The sequence below is a fragment of the Bacteroides sp. L008 genome, assembly GCF_040812255.1.
Taxonomy (GTDB): Bacteria; Bacteroidota; Bacteroidia; order Bacteroidales; family Bacteroidaceae; genus Bacteroides; species Bacteroides vicugnae.
In genome coordinates this window covers 594166-612230 of the sequence record NZ_JBFNXO010000001.1, presented here as the reverse complement: position 1 = coordinate 612230, position 18065 = coordinate 594166, and the positions used below count along the sequence as shown (strand labels likewise).

The following is an 18065-nucleotide window of genomic DNA, read 5'->3' as shown; positions in this document are numbered from 1 at the left end:
TTTTTTATCTTTATTTCACCTGTTTCATCTTATATGAACTGCGCGCTTTTCCCTTCAACATCGTATTCAGCTTTCCTTTAATCATCTGCTTACGAAGCGGTGAGATATGGTCGATGAACATCTTACCATCCAAATGATCGAACTCATGTTGCATCACCCGAGCCAGATAACCTTCCACCTCTTCCTCATGCTCCACAAAATTCTCGTCCATATATTTCACGCGAATTTTATTACCTCTTTTCACTGTTTCATGAATACCGGGAAGGCTTAAGCATCCCTCTTCCATATTCACTTCTTCCCCCCCAACTTCCAATATGTGGGGATTGATATAAGCCTTATTGAAGTCTTTAAATTCAGGATATTCCTCCGAAAGCGGATCCAATGTAATCGTGACCACGCGAATAGGCAAACCGATCTGTGGAGCAGCCAATCCTACGCCGTCCGCATGTACCATTGTTTCGAACATGTTCTCAATCAACTCTTTCAGATTCGGATAATCCGGTGTTATGTCCTCTGCAACCTTTCTCAATACAGGTTGACCATATACATAAATAGGTAAAATCATATTTTTATACTCTACTAAAAAATTAAGTTATTCTTATGTTCTATACTAAAAACGTTTACTCTCCAAATATGTTTGCAAAATAATAGTAGCACTTATCTCGTCCACCAATGCTTTATTTTGCCGGTCCTTTTTCTTCAAGCCGGCCTCCAGCATGGTACGGTGTGCAAGAACAGAAGTGAAGCGTTCGTCCACATATTCGACCGGAAGGTCCGGATAGCGTTTTTTCAGCGAACGAACAAAAGGCTCTATATTCTTCATATTCTCCGAAACCTCATTATTCATTTGCTTGGGCAATCCAATAATAATCCGCTCCACCGGTTCTTTAGCTATATATTCACCGATAAAGTTCAGAAGTTCATGCGTGGGCACCGTTGTCAATCCGTTTGCGATCAACTGCATTGTATCGCTCACAGCTATTCCGGTACGCTTTCTTCCATAATCTATTGCTACTATTCTGCTCATGGGGTACAAAAATACAAAAAAGACGCTTCCCATGAAAGGAAACGTCTCTTTTATTCTATTATTTCAAATGTATATTATTCTTCAACAATAGCTACACGGCTCAACTTAGCATCATCATAGAACATGTTGCCTACGCCACCCTTGTAATCAACCTTCAATTGAGAAGCAGGAACACCAAATTCATTAACCATCAGGTCACGAACAGCTTCAGCTCTCTTCTTACTCAACTTCATGTTGTATTCAGCAGAACCAGTACCCTTATCAGCATATCCTGTTACAGTAAATACTTTATCAGTTGCTTTGATACCCTTAGCCATAGCTTCGATATTCATGTATTCTCTCTTGCTGATGTTGCTCTTTCCGATATTGAATACAACAACCAGACGTGGAACGAATCCAGCTTCTTTCTTAACGATCACTTCCGGTTTCTTGTTACGAGCTTCAACCAAGTCACGTTTCAAAGATTCGTTTTCACCCTTCAGGGCGTTCACTCTGTCTCTCATGTCGTTCAACTGGCTTTCCGGAACCATTGGTACAGTAGGAACAGCATCCCAACCACGTTTCTTAAACTTGTAAGTAACACCTACAGTCAGACCGGCCAATCCTTCAGGACCTGAATTGCCGAATGCGCCTTTCATCAAAAGTCCGCGCAATTCAACGTTGAGATCCAAAGCAGAAGACAGGCGGAAACGGTTGATCAAACCGGCATTGATACCCAATTCGTCATAACCCGAACCTTTTCCTGAATGAACGAATCCAGCTCCTACATAAGGAATGAATGAATACAGACGATCTTCTCTATAACCACAAATCATATTGGAAAGATTCAGCATTACATCTCCATGGAAGTTCATCACATTCCATTTTTCTTTGTAATAGCCATTAGAATACTGTCCTCCGTCTACAAGCGGACCATTAGCATCAGGAGTAGCACCTTTAGCCTGAAGACCGTTATAAGCAACACGTAATCCGATACCCGGAGTAAACCACTTACCTACAGCAATGTCAAGTGCCGGAGCAAGACGTTTTCCGAAGTCAGCTTTACCATCATTGTCGCCAAAATACATTTGTGCGCCAACGCCACCACTAATAAACCAGTTAGCACCAAAGCGATTCGTTTCCACTCTATAACTCTTTGCTGCATTTTCTTTTTCTTGTGCAGGCAGACATACAGAGACTGCTGCCAATAAAATAAACAATAAACCCTTTTTCATCTCAATTTATTTTAGTAAATAATATATTTCAATTGTCTTACAGGATAGAAGCACAACCCAAATGCTCTACACCTGACTAAGAGACAATAAACATCATCCTTCTTTCTAAATTTAGTGCAAATATAGATATTTAATATAACACAAACAAAAAAACACGTAAATTTTCATTCATCCATAGTTTTTTATAGAACGATAAAAGTGTCATATAACACCAGGAGGCATCTGAAGGCATTTATAATAGAAGAATTAAAACAAAAAAAAATAGTCAATGATAAATTATATCACTGACTATTTCCATTCTTCAACTATATACCTTATTAATATACCAGTTTCACATTGTCAATCCATAGCGTATTTCCCGGAGAACCAATATAGGCTCCTCCATGACTGGACGTGAACTGAAGACACATATGAGTCGGAACATCATTTTCATCTCCCCAGGCCACCTCATGAATAGGCACACTTTCACCTTTGCTGTTCACCGTATAGTTTTCGGTCACTTGCAGACGCATCATATGAGACTTATATTCCGGACGGTTCGTTATGTCACCATACATAATCTCATAGGTTGCATTATTTTTCCAATCCGTAGAATGATAGTAATAAGTCACCATTGTCCCTATCCGTTTCGCATACACATTACCATTGGCATCCTCCCAGCGTTTTTGCAAAAACAGGATAGCTGCCGGATAATCTTTTCCGGGAACATCCGTAATCTTGCTGAAACCGGTAGCACGAATACGATTCTCCCGGTCAGACATCTTCACTTTGTAATCAAACTGAAGGGCAACCGGTTTCTTTGTAAACGGAATGCCGGTCTGCAACATTTTCTGCGGATTTTTAGTACCCTTAATCGGCTCATGCACCGAACCAGTGAAAATAGAACCGGCCGCCAGTACTGTGATATTAACCAATCCCATCACTTTCACACTTTCCATGCGCGTATCCAAACGTGCACAATATCCATCCCCCCGTTTCTCCGGGAATACCGAAGTATTAGTTTTCGTTATACCGGCAACCTTCGCCATTACATTTGAAGTGCCCCAAGGCGATCCGCCCATATTCTTATAAACCTGATCTCCCTTAATCACCGTCGTCGGCCCTATCGCATATACATTCTTTGTATTTCCACCAATAATGCTCGACTCCTTTATCTGACGGTCCACCCATTGATCCATGTCCCCAAAAGGAAGCATTTCAACTTTATGTTGCGCCATCAAAGACAAGGAAGAAATAAATGCAACGAAACCTGTCATCAACAGGCGATGAACGTTTTTCTGAATCATCAATACTTTTCCTTTCTTTTTCTTCTTATAAATTATAATCCCATTGTTTCAAAGCAAAATCCCAGTTCTCTTCTACCAAACGAATCGTACGGTCGTCATATTTATACTTATTCTTCTTATATCCCTTCTTTCCGCCCACATATTTTTCTATATCACTACGTGCTTCGGCAAATCCGGGGATAGAAAGAGACTGATAAATATTCTCCGTCATTCCCATCGCATCCGCTTCGAAATCTTCAAACTTCACTTCCATCAAGTTACCTTCCGGAATAAATTTCTTATCCGATTCATACTTATGATAAAGCTTGGCATAAATAGAAAGGATATTTTCCTCTAATTGTTCATTGCTGACATCCTGCAATTTCAGCGGCTGAATCGTATTTGTAAAGAAACTGCGTGTAGATTCGAATACAGTATACGGATTACGCATCAGGTAGATAAACTTAGCATTCGGGAACATTTTCACCAGTTCCTTCACCCTGCCGGTATGCGGAGGATTCTTGCTAAGGAATTGAGTACCATGGGTATTCCACAAAGAGATCTTAATCAACTTCGTAAACACCTCTTCAAACACTCTCAATTCAGCATCCGTTATATCATCAAATAAAAGATATTTATCAGCATATTCCTGTTGATATTTCGGCAAAAACCAGAAATTATAATATGTATAAGGCATCATGTTCGACAAAGCAAACTCCTCCTCCTGGGGAAGATCCACTGCCAGCTCCATATTATCCGTCGGACGCTTATCCGGCATCAGCCAACTCATATTCTTTTTGAAGAAAGGCTGTCCCCACATCATCAGATGAGGAAATACAGTCTGATAAGTAGTGTTATACCCAAAATGCTTGTCACAAGAGAACACATTATGTACAAATGTAGTTCCACTCCGCCAGTGTCCCAAAATGAACACCGGATCATGCTCCAATGGCTGATCAGCCAGCAACTTCTCGTAACGCCTGTCTTGTAATGACGCCAATGGAGAAAGCAATCGGCACACAGCCTTCGTCAATCGGTATTTACCTTTGTAGGCTGCGTCAATTTCACGACCGGCGGTGATAGCCTTGAATGTCTTCCAGTCGGCACCTACCAATGTATTAATCGGAAGTTTATTAAATTCGAGTAATCCCACTTTATTAATTAGAAATTAAAAATCAAAAATTAAAGACGACAGGATACTGTCATTTTCAGTTTTCAATTTATTGTTGAACAATCTATTTTATTAGTCGCACTGCAAGACCCTGGCGTTCCAGTTCCTTCACAGCTTTTTCTACCGCTTCGTAATGTTCCGGAGCAATTCCCAGTTTTGCCATATCCAATACCGGAATACCCTCCGTGTCACTCATATCTTTCATTTCCACACGGTCGATAATCATACCTACTGCCGAAGTATTATTAGTGATCGGGTCAATCAGGATAAATGAGCCACAAGATTTATTCTTCTTATAAGGATCAAAAAACAATTCCTTAGCCGTAGTCAGCACCACACGGGCAATCTGATTCAACTGCAAAGGCAGCGTTTCTTTAGTCAGCTGACCATTCTCCAGAGACAGATGCTCCATGGTATTCACGTCCACCTTATATTTTATCGTATCAATTCGCGTACGGCTCAAATTGGTAGTCTGCTTGATAAAGAACGACTTATTTACATCCATCGGTTCTTCATCCATCCAGACCATCATAGCATCAAAGTTACGATCCACCGTCGGCAGATTATCAGGATGCACCAACATTTCGCCGCGCGACACGTCGATCTCATCCTCCAAAGTCAAAGTCACAGACTGCGGTGGGAAAGCGTAATCCAATTCCCCGTCATAAGTCACGATACTCTTCACCTTAGACGTTTTTCCGGAAGGAAGTGCCATCACCGTATCCCCCTTGCGAACGATACCGGATGCAATTTTACCACAGAATCCTCTGAAATCCAGATTCGGACGAAGCACATACTGAACCGGGAAACGGAAATCCGTAAAATTATGGTCATTATCAATCTGAACCGTTTCAAGGAAATCGAGCAAAGAAATCCCCTTGTACCATGGAGTACGTTCAGATTTATCCACCACATTATCCCCATCCAATGCAGAAAGTGGAATGCAGTTGACGTCAGGAATACCTAATGGAGCAACAAACTTCTTATAGTCAGCCACAATCTCGTTAAAACGCTCTTCCGAGAAATCCACCAGGTCCATCTTATTGACAGCCAATACCACATGCTTGATTCCCAGCAAAGATACCAGGAAAGTGTGGCGACGAGTCTGGGTTATCACTCCGGTACGGGCATCCACCAGAATAATAGCCAAGTTAGCCGTAGATCCTCCGGTAATCATATTGCGGGTATATTGCTCGTGTCCCGGAGTATCCGCGATGATAAACTTACGGCCATTCGTTGAGAAATAGCGATAAGCCACGTCAATCGTAATCCCCTGTTCACGTTCAGCCTTCAATCCATCGAGCAATAACGCATAGTCAATATGCTCACCTGCATTTCCCACCCGTTTGCTATCACGCTCCAGCGCATCCAACTGATCCTCGTACAGTTTCTTACTATCAAACAACAAGCGTCCGATCAACGTTGATTTTCCATCATCTACCGAACCCGCAGTCAACAGTCTCAACAAGTCTTTCTGTTCATCCTTGTCCAGAAAAGCTTTTATATCTAATTTATTATCTGCCATTACTTCTTAAATTAAAAATTGAGTATTGAAAATTGAGAATTAAAAACTACACACTATTATTTTTTAATTTTTAATTCTCAATTCTCAATTTCCTAAAAGTATCCTTCACGTTTCTTTTGTTCCATGCTACCCTCCTGGTCAAAGTCAATCACACGGGTAGTACGTTCACTCTTCGTTGTAGTCATCATTTCCTCCACAATCTCTTCAATCGTAGCAGCTCCACTTTCCACCGCCCCTGTCAGAGGCCAGCAGCCCAATGTACGAAAACGAACCATCTTCATTTCAATCTGGTCACGGTACTTTTCAGGCAAACGGTCATCATCCGCCATAATAATATTACCATCCAAATTAATCACCGGACGCTCCTTAGCATAATATAGCGGAACGATCGGAATATTCTCCAAACGGATATACTGCCAAATATCCAACTCAGTCCAGTTGCTAATCGGGAATACACGGATACTTTCCCCCTTATGCACGCGGGCATTATAAATATCCCACAATTCAGGACGCTGATTTTTCGGGTCCCATTGGTGAAACTTATCCCGGAAAGAGAAAATACGTTCCTTCGCACGTGACTTCTCCTCGTCACGACGTGCACCACCAAATGCAGCATCAAACTTATACTTATCCAGCGCATGAAGCAAAGCCTGTGTCTTCATCAAGTCCGTATGCACCTTACTTCCATGCGTAAAAGGTCCTACCCCTGCATGAAAAGCCTCCATATTACTTTCAACGATCAGATTCCATCCATACTTCTTCGCATATTCATCACGAAACTGAATCATCTCCTTGAACTTCCATTTCGAATCGATATGCATCAACGGGAATGGCACTTTACCTGGATAAAACGCTTTTTCAGCCAAGCGTACCATCACCGAGGAATCCTTTCCGATACTGTAAAGCATCACCGGATTCTCAAATTCCGCCGCCACCTCGCGGATAATATGAATAGACTCGGCTTCGAGCTCCTTCAAGTGGCTTAATTTATATTCTTCCATATTTATTTCATTTTATACACTTCACTTTTGGCAAAACAAGCTCCAACAAACGGTTCACCGACTCCTCCAAAGTCAATTTGGAAGTATCCAGTGACAAAGCCGGATGTTCGGGAACCTCGAAAGGTGCGGAGATTCCTGTAAAATTCTGAATTTCCCCTTTCCGTGCCTTCGCATACAACCCTTTCACATCACGTTTCTCACATTCCTCCAGCGGAGTACTAACGAAAACCTCCAGAAAATCATCCTTACCAATAATGTTTGCAGCCATTTCGCGAATATCATTATTAGGGCTGATAAATGCAGCAATCGTAATGATACCGCTATCCAGAAACAACTTCGACACTTCCGCTATGCGACGGATATTTTCCACCCGGTCCGTTTCGGAGAATCCCAGGTTATTATTAATTCCACTACGGATATTATCCCCATCCAAGATACGGCAAAGCAATCCGCGCTTATGAAGTTCACGTTCCAATGCAATGGCAATCGTGCTCTTTCCGGAACCGCTTAATCCGGTAAACCAGATCATCACACTGTGTTGCCCCAAAAGCTCTTCTTTGTCCTGCCGCGTCATCATGCGGTCAAATATCGGATATATATGATTCTTTTCTTCCATTTACAAATTTATTTATTAAAAGTTCCAGATCAACGGGATCAGAATAATAGAGATTAAGAAAGTGATGATATTAAGCGGCAATCCGATACGTACAAAATCCGTAAACTTATAGTTACCGATACCTTGCACAATCAAATTAGTCTGATAACCAATCGGTGTCGAGAAGCTGGCAGATGCAGCCATACAGATCACCACAAAGAAAGGGGTAGGACTAACTCCCAATTGGGCAGCAATCGACAATGCCAACGGGAAAGCCAAGGCAGCAGCTGCATTATTCGTTATCAGTTCCGTAAACAAATTCGTAATGATAAACAACATTGCGAGCAACACATGCGGGCCATAATCATCGCTCAACCCGATAATAAACTTCGCAACGCTATCTGCCACACCGGAGTTCACCATCGCCTTACTGATGGCAAAAGCACAAGCAATAGTAATCAGAATATCCCACGAAATATATTTAGTATATTTACGGGCAGGGAACAGATTCGTCCATGCCATAATAATAGTAGTAATAGACACAAAGAAAAACATATCCAGCTTGATATCCGGAAACATCTCCTTAGTTACCGGAAGCTCACCCACCGTTGCGCCGACAATCATCAGAACCAGCAACAGCAAAGCAAACCAACGCTTCTTCTTCCCGGTAGTATCCGGCTCATTCCCGTTCGTCAACAAGACAAATACAGAAGATTCCCCCCATGTCGGGATAAACGTATCATCAGCCATCACAACCAATGTATCTCCTTCGTGAAGCACCACATCCTCCAGATTCGACACAAAACGCTGTCCGTTACGTGTTTTAATCTCTTTTACCTCCGCACCGTAATGACGCTGGAAATTAAAATCCTTCAGTTTCTTATTGATACCGGGAAAACGGGCCCCCAAAACAGCCTCTACCCGATGTAACTTCTCCCCTTCCTCTACTTCCTCATCCGGCACAGCCGTATCCGGACGTGCATCCGGCAAAAGACGTTTGGAGAAAAGAAATATATAAACGATTCCGGCAATAGCGATAAAAATGCCCACCTTTCCGAGTTCGAACATCGAAAAGCCTTCAAATCCGGCCTCCAATATCATTCCATGCACCACCAGATTGGTAGAAGTACCGATCAAGGTACAGATACCTCCCAAAATAGTCACATAAGAAAGAGGAATCAGAAACTTCGTAGCCGGGAGATTCACCGACTTAGCCCAATGTTTGATAATCGGTGCAAAAATAACCACCACAGGCGTATTATTCAGAAAGGCGGAAATAAATGCCACCGAAGGTAAGATACGCAACTGTGCCTTAAATACGGTCGTCTTTCCTTGCGGAAGCAACTTTTTAATCACTTGTCCCAATGTGCCCGACTGGCGAATCCCCTCACTCACCAGAAACAGCAGAGCAACGGTAATCATCCCTTTATTACTAAACCCTTCCAGCATCTCTTTAGGAGTCAGGATGCCGGCACACAGAAACAAAACCACTACCGAAAAAAGTATCATGCCCGGACGCATCTTATCTGCTACCAAAGCCGCTACCATTCCTAATAGGGATAATAGTACAAATACAATTTCAAATGTCATATAAACATTATTTAGTGTTCTCTTTTTGGCTCAACGATAAACCACGGATTCAATAAATCCTCCTTATTATATCGTAGAGGTTCTTCCTCTCCAGCCTGATATACTTCCATCCCTGCAGCACGGGCTATCGCATGCCCGGCAGCCGTATCCCACTCCATCGTCGGAGCGAAACGCGGATATACATCAGCCTTACCTTCAGCAACCAGACAGATTTTAATAGAACTTCCGCTCGAAATCAACTCCACACTGCCGTGTTTCTTCTTCAAATCTGCAATATATGATTCAGTTTCAGGCGACAGGTGCGAACGGGAAGCAACCACGATCAAATGATCGTGCACCTCCTTCAAAGGTATCTGTTCCGACTTCCCAATCAGCTGTTCCAATGCCACGCCGTCATCTTCCAGACTGACAATACCGGAACATTTATAAGCCCCTGCACCTTCGATCCCGAAATAAAGTTCTTTTTTAACAGGCACATAAATAACACCGAACACAGGTACAGCGTTCTGCACCAAAGCGATATTTACCGTAAATTCTCCATTGCGCTTAATAAACTCCTTCGTTCCATCCAGCGGATCTACAATCCATAAAGTATCCCATCCTCGACGGATCTCATACCCTAAATGCTTCCCTTCTTCACTAAGAACAGGAAAAGGAGTATCGTTCAGAATAGCCACAATCGCTTCATGCGCTTTTCTGTCTGCTATAGTTAACGGAGAGTTGTCAGCCTTCCTCTCTATCTCAAAGTCCGATGCCGGATCATTATAAATAGAAAGAATCTTTTCACCCGCTTTTAGAGCCGCATCAATAGCAGCCATAACATATTTTTGTTCCATTCAATCTCTAAAATTAATGCCCTATTCACATTCAGGCAATACATCCTCCAAATTAAGAGTTGACAAAAGTAAAAACTTTCTTTGCTATAAAAGTTTCCCCACTATCATTTATAACTTCTTTTAGTAGAAAGATAAAAATATCTAAACGAAAAAGCCACTCATTTTCAATAAAAAAGCAGTAACTTCCCAGTTACCGCCTTCTTATTCGGAAAAAAACGTTCGTTCTTTCCAATATATATTACCAAAAAGAAATCAATATACACGATACAGCAACCAAGCACCCTGGAAATCCGAACGGTTCGGATATTTAGCCTTGAATGCATCGCGAGCTTCAGCAGCAGCAGCCTTGTCAGCAAAAGAGTTCACAATCACACGATACATTGCCTTATCAGCATTAAATGCAATCGTAGAGTGATATCCCTGTCCGTCCAACCAATCTTTCAGGCCTTCAGCATTCGCTTTCACACCAAAGCTACCTGCTACAACGCTATAATCTTTCAATCCTTCGTTACCGGAAACCACTGTAACCTTTTCCTGACGAACGCCGGATGTATCTGCCACTTTAGTAGTTGTCACAGGAGCTGCAACCACCGGAGTAACCTCTACCGGAGCTTCCACCTGCGGTTCTGCCAATTCTTGCTGTTTTGCTTTTTCGTAAGCTTTCTTATAGGCACTTTCGCTGGATTTACAAGATGCAAATGCCAGCACCAAGCATACTCCCATTCCTAATACGACTAATTTTTTCATAATCCTATACTCTGTTTTAATTAATAATTCAATATTCTCGTCTATTATATTTAGTTTCGGGCAACAAAATAATAGAAATTTTATCATCCGACAAAGAAATCCGTCAAAAAAACGTCTATTCCGGCTTCTTCTTATACGAAATAGTGCCTGTCGCCTGATAAGTAGGCATCAAAAGTACCTCCGCAATCTGAATATGTGCAGGAGCCGACGCGGCAAAATAAACCGTTTCTGCAATGTCATCTCCCGTCAACGGACGAATCCCTTTATAAAAATTATCGGCAGCTTCCTTGTCTCCCCGATAACGCACCACTGTAAAGTTTGTCTCCACCATTCCCGGTTTGACATTCGTCACTCTCAACGGAGTATCCACCAGATCAATCCGGAGTCCGTCCGAAAGAGCTTTCACGGCAGCTTTCGTTGCGCAATACACACTTCCACCCGGATAAGCGGCATCCCCCGCAATAGATCCTATATTAATAATATGTCCGCGTCCGCGTTCCACCATACCGGGCACCACCAAACGCGTCATAGCCAGCAGTCCCCTTATATTCGTATCGATCATGATATCCCATTCATCCAGGCTACCCTCGAATTCCTTATCCACACCGATCACCAGTCCGGCGTTGTTCACCAACACATCAATCGCCTTCCATTCTTCGGGCAATGATTCCAAAGAGGCGGCAGCCAATTTCCGGTCACGCACATCAAAAGGCAATAAATAAACCCGGACACCATACCCCCCTTCCAGTTCATCTTTCAGTTCTTCCAGTTTCGATACGGTACGGGCATTCAGAATCAGGTTCCATCCCTCCTTCGCAAATTTACGGGCACAACCTTCACCAATTCCGCTACTGGCACCGGTTATAAAAACAATCTTAGCTTCCATTATGTTTTGATTTACAATATTCGAAAGCAAAAGTACGCCTTAACCTTCAAAGGATAGCTACGAAAGTCAGTTAAATAAGATTAAACCATAAAAGAAAAAAAGAATTATAAAACGAGGCACTTTTTTTCAGTTTTCACGAACAACCTTTCGATAAAAATGTTATGTTTGTTGTATCATAATCATTTTAAACATTATACATTATGAAAGGATTGAATGTTTTAGCAGCTTTTTTGGGTGGTGCAGCCGTAGGTGCAGCCCTTGGTATTTTATTTGCTCCTGAAAAGGGAGAAGATACCCGTCATAAAATCGCAGAGATTCTTCGTAAAAAAGGAATCAAGCTTAACCGCAGTGAAATGGAAACTCTCGTTGACGAGATCGCTGCCGAGATGAAGGGAGAAATAGCAGAATAAGTGAGTAACCAAAGACTAAAAACAGAGCGACCATGTTTGCAGACGATAAAAGTATTGAGAATTTTCAGCAGTTGTTTTTCGAGTTCAAGAAATATCTGGAGCTTCAAAAAGAATATACCAAATTAGAATTGACGGAGAAGTTAACCATACTTTTTTCCACGTTAATTATGATATTAGTACTTATTATCCTTGGCATGGTTGCCCTGTTTTATCTGCTTTTTGCTCTTGCTTATATATTGGAGCCTTTGGTGGGCGGTCTGATGTCGAGTTTCGCCATCATAGCAGGCATCAATGTTGTTCTCATCGCCCTGGTTATTATTTTCCGCAAGCAGCTCATCATTTCTCCAATGGTGAACTTCCTCGCTAATTTATTTTTAACCGATTCAAATAAATAAATTATGAATGCGCAGACCCCGCAGAAATTTACATTAGAAGAGATTGCCGAACGTAAAAAGAAGCTTTTAAATGAGATCCATGCTCAAAAAAAAGCCATGACAGCTACTACACGCGAAATATTTGCCCCACTTGCTCCGGCAACCAACAAGGCGGATGCACTCATGCGTTCGTTCAATACCGGTATGGCTGTATTTGATGGCGTAGTGATGGGAATCAAGATTATGCGGAAGATACGGGCGTATTTTAAGAATTTGAGATAAAAAGAGCTACTCTTCCACTATCCATTTTTCTATATTTCTTGTTTGCGAACTAAAGTTCACACCTACTTTAAAAAGCTTACGATTATCCGCTTCAAAAGGAAGTGAATAATGTTTTTCATTAATCTGCTTCAAGGCTTCTTCTGCCGTGCCATTCAGTTTAAATTCCATGACATATATGAATTTGTCCGTCTGCAAAACAAGGTCGATGCGCCCTTCGCTTATATGATATTCCACTTTAGTATAAAAGCCTACGAGTTTGAAAACGATAAAAAGCACATTTTCGTAGTGCAACTCCTGCTCGCGAATCACGTCATAGCCTGTATCTGCAAAGAAACTTTGCAAACGACGGAAGAAAGAGTTATAATCACCAGATTCAACTTCACGGACAAACTTCTGAATTTCAAACGAAGACTCCACCTTATTCACGTTCGCATAATAAGGAAGCAGGAAACGAACAAACCCCTCTTCCACTTCACGATTCGGAAAACCTAAACGATATATACCAAAACGTTCGTCATACCCCTTAATGGTGAGATATCCGCTCTGATAAATCACTGGAAGGGGATTACTAGATTCCGAGTCAATGCTGTTCAGCACCTGTTCGTCTGTTTCCTCATGAGCCATCCGTTCCAAATCATAGTGATGCTTCTTCAACAAGTTCACCAGATAAGTGGGTGTCCCCGTCTCAAACCAGTAGCTGCCGAACTTCATCTTATCAAACGTGTTCAACAGACTGAAAGGGTTATAGATTCCTATAGTATGTTCCACAAAGTGGTAACCATCATAACATTCTTTCAATTCTGCGCACACCTGCTCATAACTCATCTTCTGCTTTTCTGCCAACTGATGCAATTCCTCCTCCAGATTGTCATGTATTTCTTTCTCCGTGATACCGCAAATATCCACAAAGCGTTCATCCATTGAAATATCCTTCAAATTATTCAAGTCACTGAATACGCTCACCTTGCCAAATTTTGTCACCCCGGTCAACAACGCAAACTTGATGCAGCCGTCCATCGTCTTCAAAGCCCCGTAGAAAGGCTTCAATGTATCCCGGAATTGCTTCTGTAAGTCCTCATTGCCAATTGCCTGCAACATCGGCTTGTCATATTCATCCACCAGAATAACTACCCGTTGTCCGGTCTTTTCATAAGCGCGCTCTATAATACCGGCAAAGCGTAGAGAGAACGAACGTTCCGATGGTTCGGCACCATAAAGTTTTTCCCAAGCGGTCAACGATTTATCCAGAATATTATCCAGACTCTCCGGAACATCATACTTCTCAATATTAAGGTCGAGATGCAAAATTGGATGTTCTATCCAATCTTTTTCGAGCTTCTCCACCATCAGTCCAGCAAATAGTTCCTTCTTCCCTTGAAAATATGCTTCCAGGGTAGAGATCAGCAGACTCTTTCCAAAACGGCGCGGACGACTCAAAAAGTAATAACTCCCGGTCTTTACCATCTGATACATCAAGGCCGTTTTATCAACATAAAAATAACCGTCTTGACGGATTTTCTCGAAGTTCTGGATACCAATAGGATATATTTTATTGCTCATACATGTACAACCTTTTAATTATGGTGCATACAAATATACAGCTTTCATTCTATAACACAAAGCTAGCAGTGATTTTAATTCTATGATAGAAGAAACTTTGGGGTGAATTATATTCAGATGCAGAAGGTACGGACATATTTTAGAAATTTGAAATAAAAAATCATTTAGTCAATCGCTTGATTGGATACTTTCAAATCGTCTATGATTTGTTGTAACACATCTTTTAACTTCGGCAAATCATGTTTTATCACGTCATAAACAATTTCAGCATCTAAATCAAAATAATGGTGTGCGATTATATCCCTCATTCCCATTACACCTTTCCAATCCATCTCTGGATACAATGATTCTATTATCTGACTTTTACACATAAATTCCATCTTTATTGATACACCCCCTCAATAATTCATCCATATTATTTCGCAACCGAACCACATCAACAGGGCATTTCAATAGTTTTTCCAATTCTTCTTTAATATGAACTAAAGTAAAGATAGAAGGTCTATCAATTTCAACACAAATATCGACATCACTACCCTCATGTTGTTCACCACGAGCAACGGAGCCAAATATCCCCATGCGAGAAATACCATATTTAGCAGCATTCTTTCGCATATACTCACGAAGCAAAGATAAATATTCTACAGTAGTCAACATAATAAATTGTTTTTATCTATACTACAAAGAAATGCATTTTCTTTCAAAAACACAATAGATAATCAATAAAAAACATTCTAATTCTTTCTATTATACAAAACTAGAAATCTGAATATTATCTTTAATCAATAAACATGCTATTAAAAAGTAATATATCAACGATCTTCACAGACAGTTGATATATTTAGAATACATATCAGCATTTGCCAATATGAGGGGACAGATCAGGAATATACCGCTGTATTTTTCCCAACCTGCAGAATGTAGGGGATTCATGTGTGTAGCATGAAGTTAGGGACCTACATATTTCGTTATTATTATATGCTATTTATATAAATCCTCTCCATACAGAAATGGAGATTCAAAATCTTTCAATAGTGGATGCTTAGTGTCCTTCTCACTTAAGATAGCCTTGCCTGTAGGAATTCTCCAACAAATTCCAAGTGATTCATCTAATATGCTGATGCCTCCATCATGCTGTGGAGCATAAAAGTTATCACATTTATATTGAAACACTGCTATTTCACTCAATACTGTAAAACCATGAGCAAAGCCACGAGGAATAAAGAATTGACGATGATTTTCCCCTGTCAACTCTACCGCTACATGCTGACCATAGGTAGGTGAACCCTTGCGGATATCAACAGCCACATCCAGCACTGCACCCTTTACGCAACGTACCAACTTACTTTGGCTGTAAGGCATAGTTTGAAAATGCAGCCCCCTCATCACTCCATACGAGGACATACTTTCATTATCCTGTACAAACTTAATAGGACGTACCTTTTCATCAAACTCCCTTTGCGAAAACGATTCGAAGAAATACCCCCTATCATCCTTAAAAAGACGCGGTTCAATGATCACCACCCCTTCAATATTTGTCTTAATAACTTCCATACAGATACTTATCTATTCTTATACATATCCTCGTAGTAGCTCTCATAGGCACCACTGGTGATATTATCCATCCACTCCTGATTATCCAGATACCACTGCACCGTCTTCTCAATACCCTCTTCAAACTGTAGACTAGGCTCCCACCCCAATTCATTCTTCAGTTTCGTAGAGTCAATAGCATAGCGTAAGTCATGTCCCATGCGGTCCATTACATAAGTAATCAGTTCCTCGCTGTGTCCTTCCGGATTACCCAGTAATCGGTCCACAGTCTTAATAATCACATGGATAATGTCTATGTTCTTCCACTCGTTAAAGCCACCGATGTTATACGTATCCGCTACCTTACCTTTATGGAAAATCACGTCTATGGCCCTTGCATGATCTACCACATAGAGCCAGTCGCGCACATTCTCTCCCTTACCATATACAGGTAACGGTTTGCGGTGGCGAATGTTGTTAATAAACAGCGGAATCAACTTTTCGGGAAACTGATAAGGTCCATAGTTGTTCGAACAGTTTGTCACAATAGTCGGCATACCATAAGTATCATGAAAAGCGCGTACAAAGTGATCACTACCCGCTTTCGAAGCCGAATAGGGGGAGTGTGGATTATACTTTGTTGTCTCTTTGAAGAACTCATCGCCATATACTTCGTGTGCAGATATATCCGAAGACTTGCCTTCCGGGTGCGTCAATTCCAATGCTCCATACACCTCATCAGTTGAAATATGATAGAAACGCTTACCCTCATAGCCTTCCGGAAGATACTCCCAAGTTAACCTGGCAGCTTGTAATAAAGAGAGAGTTCCAAGAACATTAGTACGAGCAAAAGTAAACGGATCTCTGATACTACGATCCACGTGACTTTCGGCAGCTAAATGAATAACCCCATCTATATGATACTGTTTAAAAATCTTCAGCATCATCTCAAAGTCACAAATATCCGCTTTTACAAAAGTGTAGTTTGGTTTATTCTCTACATCTTTTAAGTTAGCCAGATTTCCCGCATAAGTCAACTTGTCCAGATTGATAATATGGTAATCGGGATACTTGTTCACAAACAAACGTACCACATGGCTGCCTATAAATCCGGCTCCACCGGTAATGATAATATTTCTTTTATTCATAAATTACTCTTTCCTGTGCGTTCCACTTCCTCTACCACCTGCAACAAATACTGCCCATATTGATTCTTCAGCATCGGTTGGGCCAACTCACACATCTTGTCGGCATCAATCCAACCTTGTCTAAACGCTATACCTTCCAGACAAGCAACTTTCAGTCCTTGTCGTTTTTCAATCACCTCAATAAAGGTCGATGCTTCACTCAACGAGTCGTGTGTACCCGTATCCAACCAAGCAAAGCCACGTCCCAGTGTCTGTACTTTCAACTCACTATCCTCCAGAAATCGCTGGTTCACAGTGGTAATCTCCAATTCCCCACGAGCTGACGGTTTGATGTGCTTCGCTACATCTACCACCCTATTAGGATAGAAATAAAGCCCCACTACCGCATAGTTCGATTTTGGCAGTACAGGTTTTTCCTCAATGCTTAGGCAATTACCCTCGTCATCAAACTCCGCCACACCATAGCGTTCCGGATCACTTACCCAATAGCCAAACACAGTAGCTTTTTGTTCCTTTTCTGCCATGTACACCGCCTCTTTCAACATGGTACTGAAGCCATTCCCATGAAAGATATTATCACCTAATACCAAACAGACCGAATCACTGCCAATAAAATCCTCACCAATAATAAAAGCTTGCGCCAATCCATCAGGTGACGGTTGTTCTGCATATTCAAACCTCACGCCATAATCACTTCCATCACCCAGCAAGCGCTTAAATCCCGGCAAGTCATGTGGAGTAGAGATAATCAATATCTCACGAATACCCGCCAACATCAAAACCGAAATTGGATAATAAATCATCGGTTTATCAAAAATAGGAATCAGCTGTTTGCTAATGCCTTTGGTAATAGGATACAAACGCGTACCGCTACCACCAGCTAAAACAATACCTTTCATAT

The 18065-nt window shown here is 41.4% G+C and carries 21 protein-coding genes; 3 read left to right on the top strand and 18 right to left on the bottom strand.

What is annotated here, in order from left to right:
• Positions 1-10 precede the first annotated feature (10 nt).
• The 12 genes from def to AB3G73_RS02385 all read right to left on the bottom strand — a co-directional run bounded on the left by def (position 11) and on the right by AB3G73_RS02385 (position 11857).
• Positions 11-565: a peptide deformylase gene (gene def, locus AB3G73_RS02440; RefSeq protein WP_074559540.1), complete on the bottom strand. Its 555-nt coding sequence runs from the start codon at positions 563-565 to the stop codon at positions 11-13.
• A gap of 45 nt (positions 566-610) precedes the next feature.
• Positions 611-1027: a Holliday junction resolvase RuvX gene (gene ruvX, locus AB3G73_RS02435; protein WP_004307247.1), complete on the bottom strand. Its 417-nt coding sequence runs from the start codon at positions 1025-1027 to the stop codon at positions 611-613.
• A gap of 74 nt (positions 1028-1101) precedes the next feature.
• Positions 1102-2241: an OmpA family protein gene (locus AB3G73_RS02430; RefSeq protein WP_167511826.1), complete on the bottom strand. Its 1140-nt coding sequence runs from the start codon at positions 2239-2241 to the stop codon at positions 1102-1104.
• A gap of 317 nt (positions 2242-2558) precedes the next feature.
• Positions 2559-3527, bottom strand: a complete 969-nt coding sequence (locus AB3G73_RS02425) for a PCMD domain-containing protein (protein ID WP_148366342.1) — start codon at positions 3525-3527, stop codon at positions 2559-2561.
• A gap of 25 nt (positions 3528-3552) precedes the next feature.
• A complete protein-coding gene (locus AB3G73_RS02420; protein ID WP_087318915.1) occupies positions 3553-4659 on the bottom strand; it encodes a sulfotransferase in 1107 nt (368 codons plus the stop codon).
• 82 nt (positions 4660-4741) lie between these two features.
• Positions 4742-6202 carry a sulfate adenylyltransferase subunit CysN gene (gene cysN / locus AB3G73_RS02415; RefSeq protein ID WP_195650687.1) on the bottom strand — a complete coding sequence of 487 codons (1461 nt, stop codon included), beginning with the start codon at positions 6200-6202 and terminating at the stop codon, positions 4742-4744.
• Between the two features lie 92 nt (positions 6203-6294).
• On the bottom strand, positions 6295-7203 hold the full coding sequence (gene cysD / locus AB3G73_RS02410) for a sulfate adenylyltransferase subunit CysD (RefSeq protein ID WP_004297523.1): 909 nt from the start codon (positions 7201-7203) through the stop codon (positions 6295-6297).
• 7 nt (positions 7204-7210) lie between these two features.
• Positions 7211-7819, bottom strand: coding sequence for an adenylyl-sulfate kinase (cysC, locus tag AB3G73_RS02405; protein ID WP_004297522.1), 609 nt, complete (start codon positions 7817-7819; stop codon positions 7211-7213).
• Positions 7820-7834: 15 nt separating this feature from the next.
• Positions 7835-9388 carry an SLC13 family permease gene (locus AB3G73_RS02400; RefSeq protein WP_148366340.1) on the bottom strand — a complete coding sequence of 518 codons (1554 nt, stop codon included), beginning with the start codon at positions 9386-9388 and terminating at the stop codon, positions 7835-7837.
• Positions 9389-9399: 11 nt separating this feature from the next.
• Positions 9400-10224 carry a 3'(2'),5'-bisphosphate nucleotidase CysQ gene (gene cysQ, locus AB3G73_RS02395; protein WP_167511825.1) on the bottom strand — a complete coding sequence of 275 codons (825 nt, stop codon included), beginning with the start codon at positions 10222-10224 and terminating at the stop codon, positions 9400-9402.
• A gap of 252 nt (positions 10225-10476) precedes the next feature.
• Positions 10477-10971, bottom strand: a complete 495-nt coding sequence (locus AB3G73_RS02390) for an SPOR domain-containing protein (RefSeq protein ID WP_004307254.1) — start codon at positions 10969-10971, stop codon at positions 10477-10479.
• Between the two features lie 115 nt (positions 10972-11086).
• Positions 11087-11857 (bottom strand): SDR family oxidoreductase, encoded by a 771-nt coding sequence (locus tag AB3G73_RS02385; RefSeq protein ID WP_367742344.1) that lies wholly within the window; start codon positions 11855-11857, stop codon positions 11087-11089.
• Positions 11858-12057: 200 nt separating this feature from the next.
• Between AB3G73_RS02385 and AB3G73_RS02380 the strand changes: the two genes are divergently transcribed.
• Genes AB3G73_RS02380 through AB3G73_RS02370 form a run of 3 tightly spaced genes read left to right on the top strand, consistent with a single transcriptional unit; the run spans position 12058 to position 12923 of the window.
• A complete protein-coding gene (locus AB3G73_RS02380) occupies positions 12058-12267 on the top strand; it encodes a YtxH domain-containing protein (RefSeq protein ID WP_004297513.1) in 210 nt (69 codons plus the stop codon).
• 32 nt (positions 12268-12299) lie between these two features.
• The gene (locus tag AB3G73_RS02375; RefSeq protein ID WP_004297511.1) at positions 12300-12662 is read left to right on the top strand and encodes a phage holin family protein; all 363 of its coding nucleotides are present in this window, start codon (positions 12300-12302) and stop codon (positions 12660-12662) included.
• Between the two features lie 3 nt (positions 12663-12665).
• A complete protein-coding gene (locus AB3G73_RS02370) occupies positions 12666-12923 on the top strand; it encodes a hypothetical protein (protein WP_367742340.1) in 258 nt (85 codons plus the stop codon).
• Positions 12924-12929: 6 nt separating this feature from the next.
• Here AB3G73_RS02370 and AB3G73_RS02365 read toward each other — a convergent pair whose 3' ends face one another.
• From AB3G73_RS02365 to rfbA, 6 genes are all read right to left on the bottom strand, one after another.
• Positions 12930-14483, bottom strand: coding sequence for an ATP-binding protein (locus AB3G73_RS02365; protein WP_367742338.1), 1554 nt, complete (start codon positions 14481-14483; stop codon positions 12930-12932).
• A 164-nt stretch (positions 14484-14647) separates the two neighbouring features.
• Positions 14648-14854 carry a DUF86 domain-containing protein gene (locus AB3G73_RS02360; RefSeq protein WP_367742337.1) on the bottom strand — a complete coding sequence of 69 codons (207 nt, stop codon included), beginning with the start codon at positions 14852-14854 and terminating at the stop codon, positions 14648-14650.
• A complete protein-coding gene (locus tag AB3G73_RS02355) occupies positions 14847-15140 on the bottom strand; it encodes a nucleotidyltransferase family protein (RefSeq protein WP_148366332.1) in 294 nt (97 codons plus the stop codon). Before AB3G73_RS02355 ends, AB3G73_RS02360 begins: the two co-directional genes overlap by 8 nt.
• A 324-nt stretch (positions 15141-15464) precedes the next feature.
• Positions 15465-16037: a dTDP-4-dehydrorhamnose 3,5-epimerase gene (rfbC, locus tag AB3G73_RS02350; RefSeq protein ID WP_148366330.1), complete on the bottom strand. Its 573-nt coding sequence runs from the start codon at positions 16035-16037 to the stop codon at positions 15465-15467.
• A gap of 8 nt (positions 16038-16045) precedes the next feature.
• Positions 16046-17164 carry a dTDP-glucose 4,6-dehydratase gene (locus AB3G73_RS02345; RefSeq protein ID WP_074637047.1) on the bottom strand — a complete coding sequence of 373 codons (1119 nt, stop codon included), beginning with the start codon at positions 17162-17164 and terminating at the stop codon, positions 16046-16048.
• Positions 17161-18063, bottom strand: a complete 903-nt coding sequence (rfbA, locus tag AB3G73_RS02340; protein WP_143257435.1) for a glucose-1-phosphate thymidylyltransferase RfbA — start codon at positions 18061-18063, stop codon at positions 17161-17163. Before rfbA ends, AB3G73_RS02345 begins: the two co-directional genes overlap by 4 nt.
• Between the last annotated feature and the right edge of the window lie 2 nt (positions 18064-18065).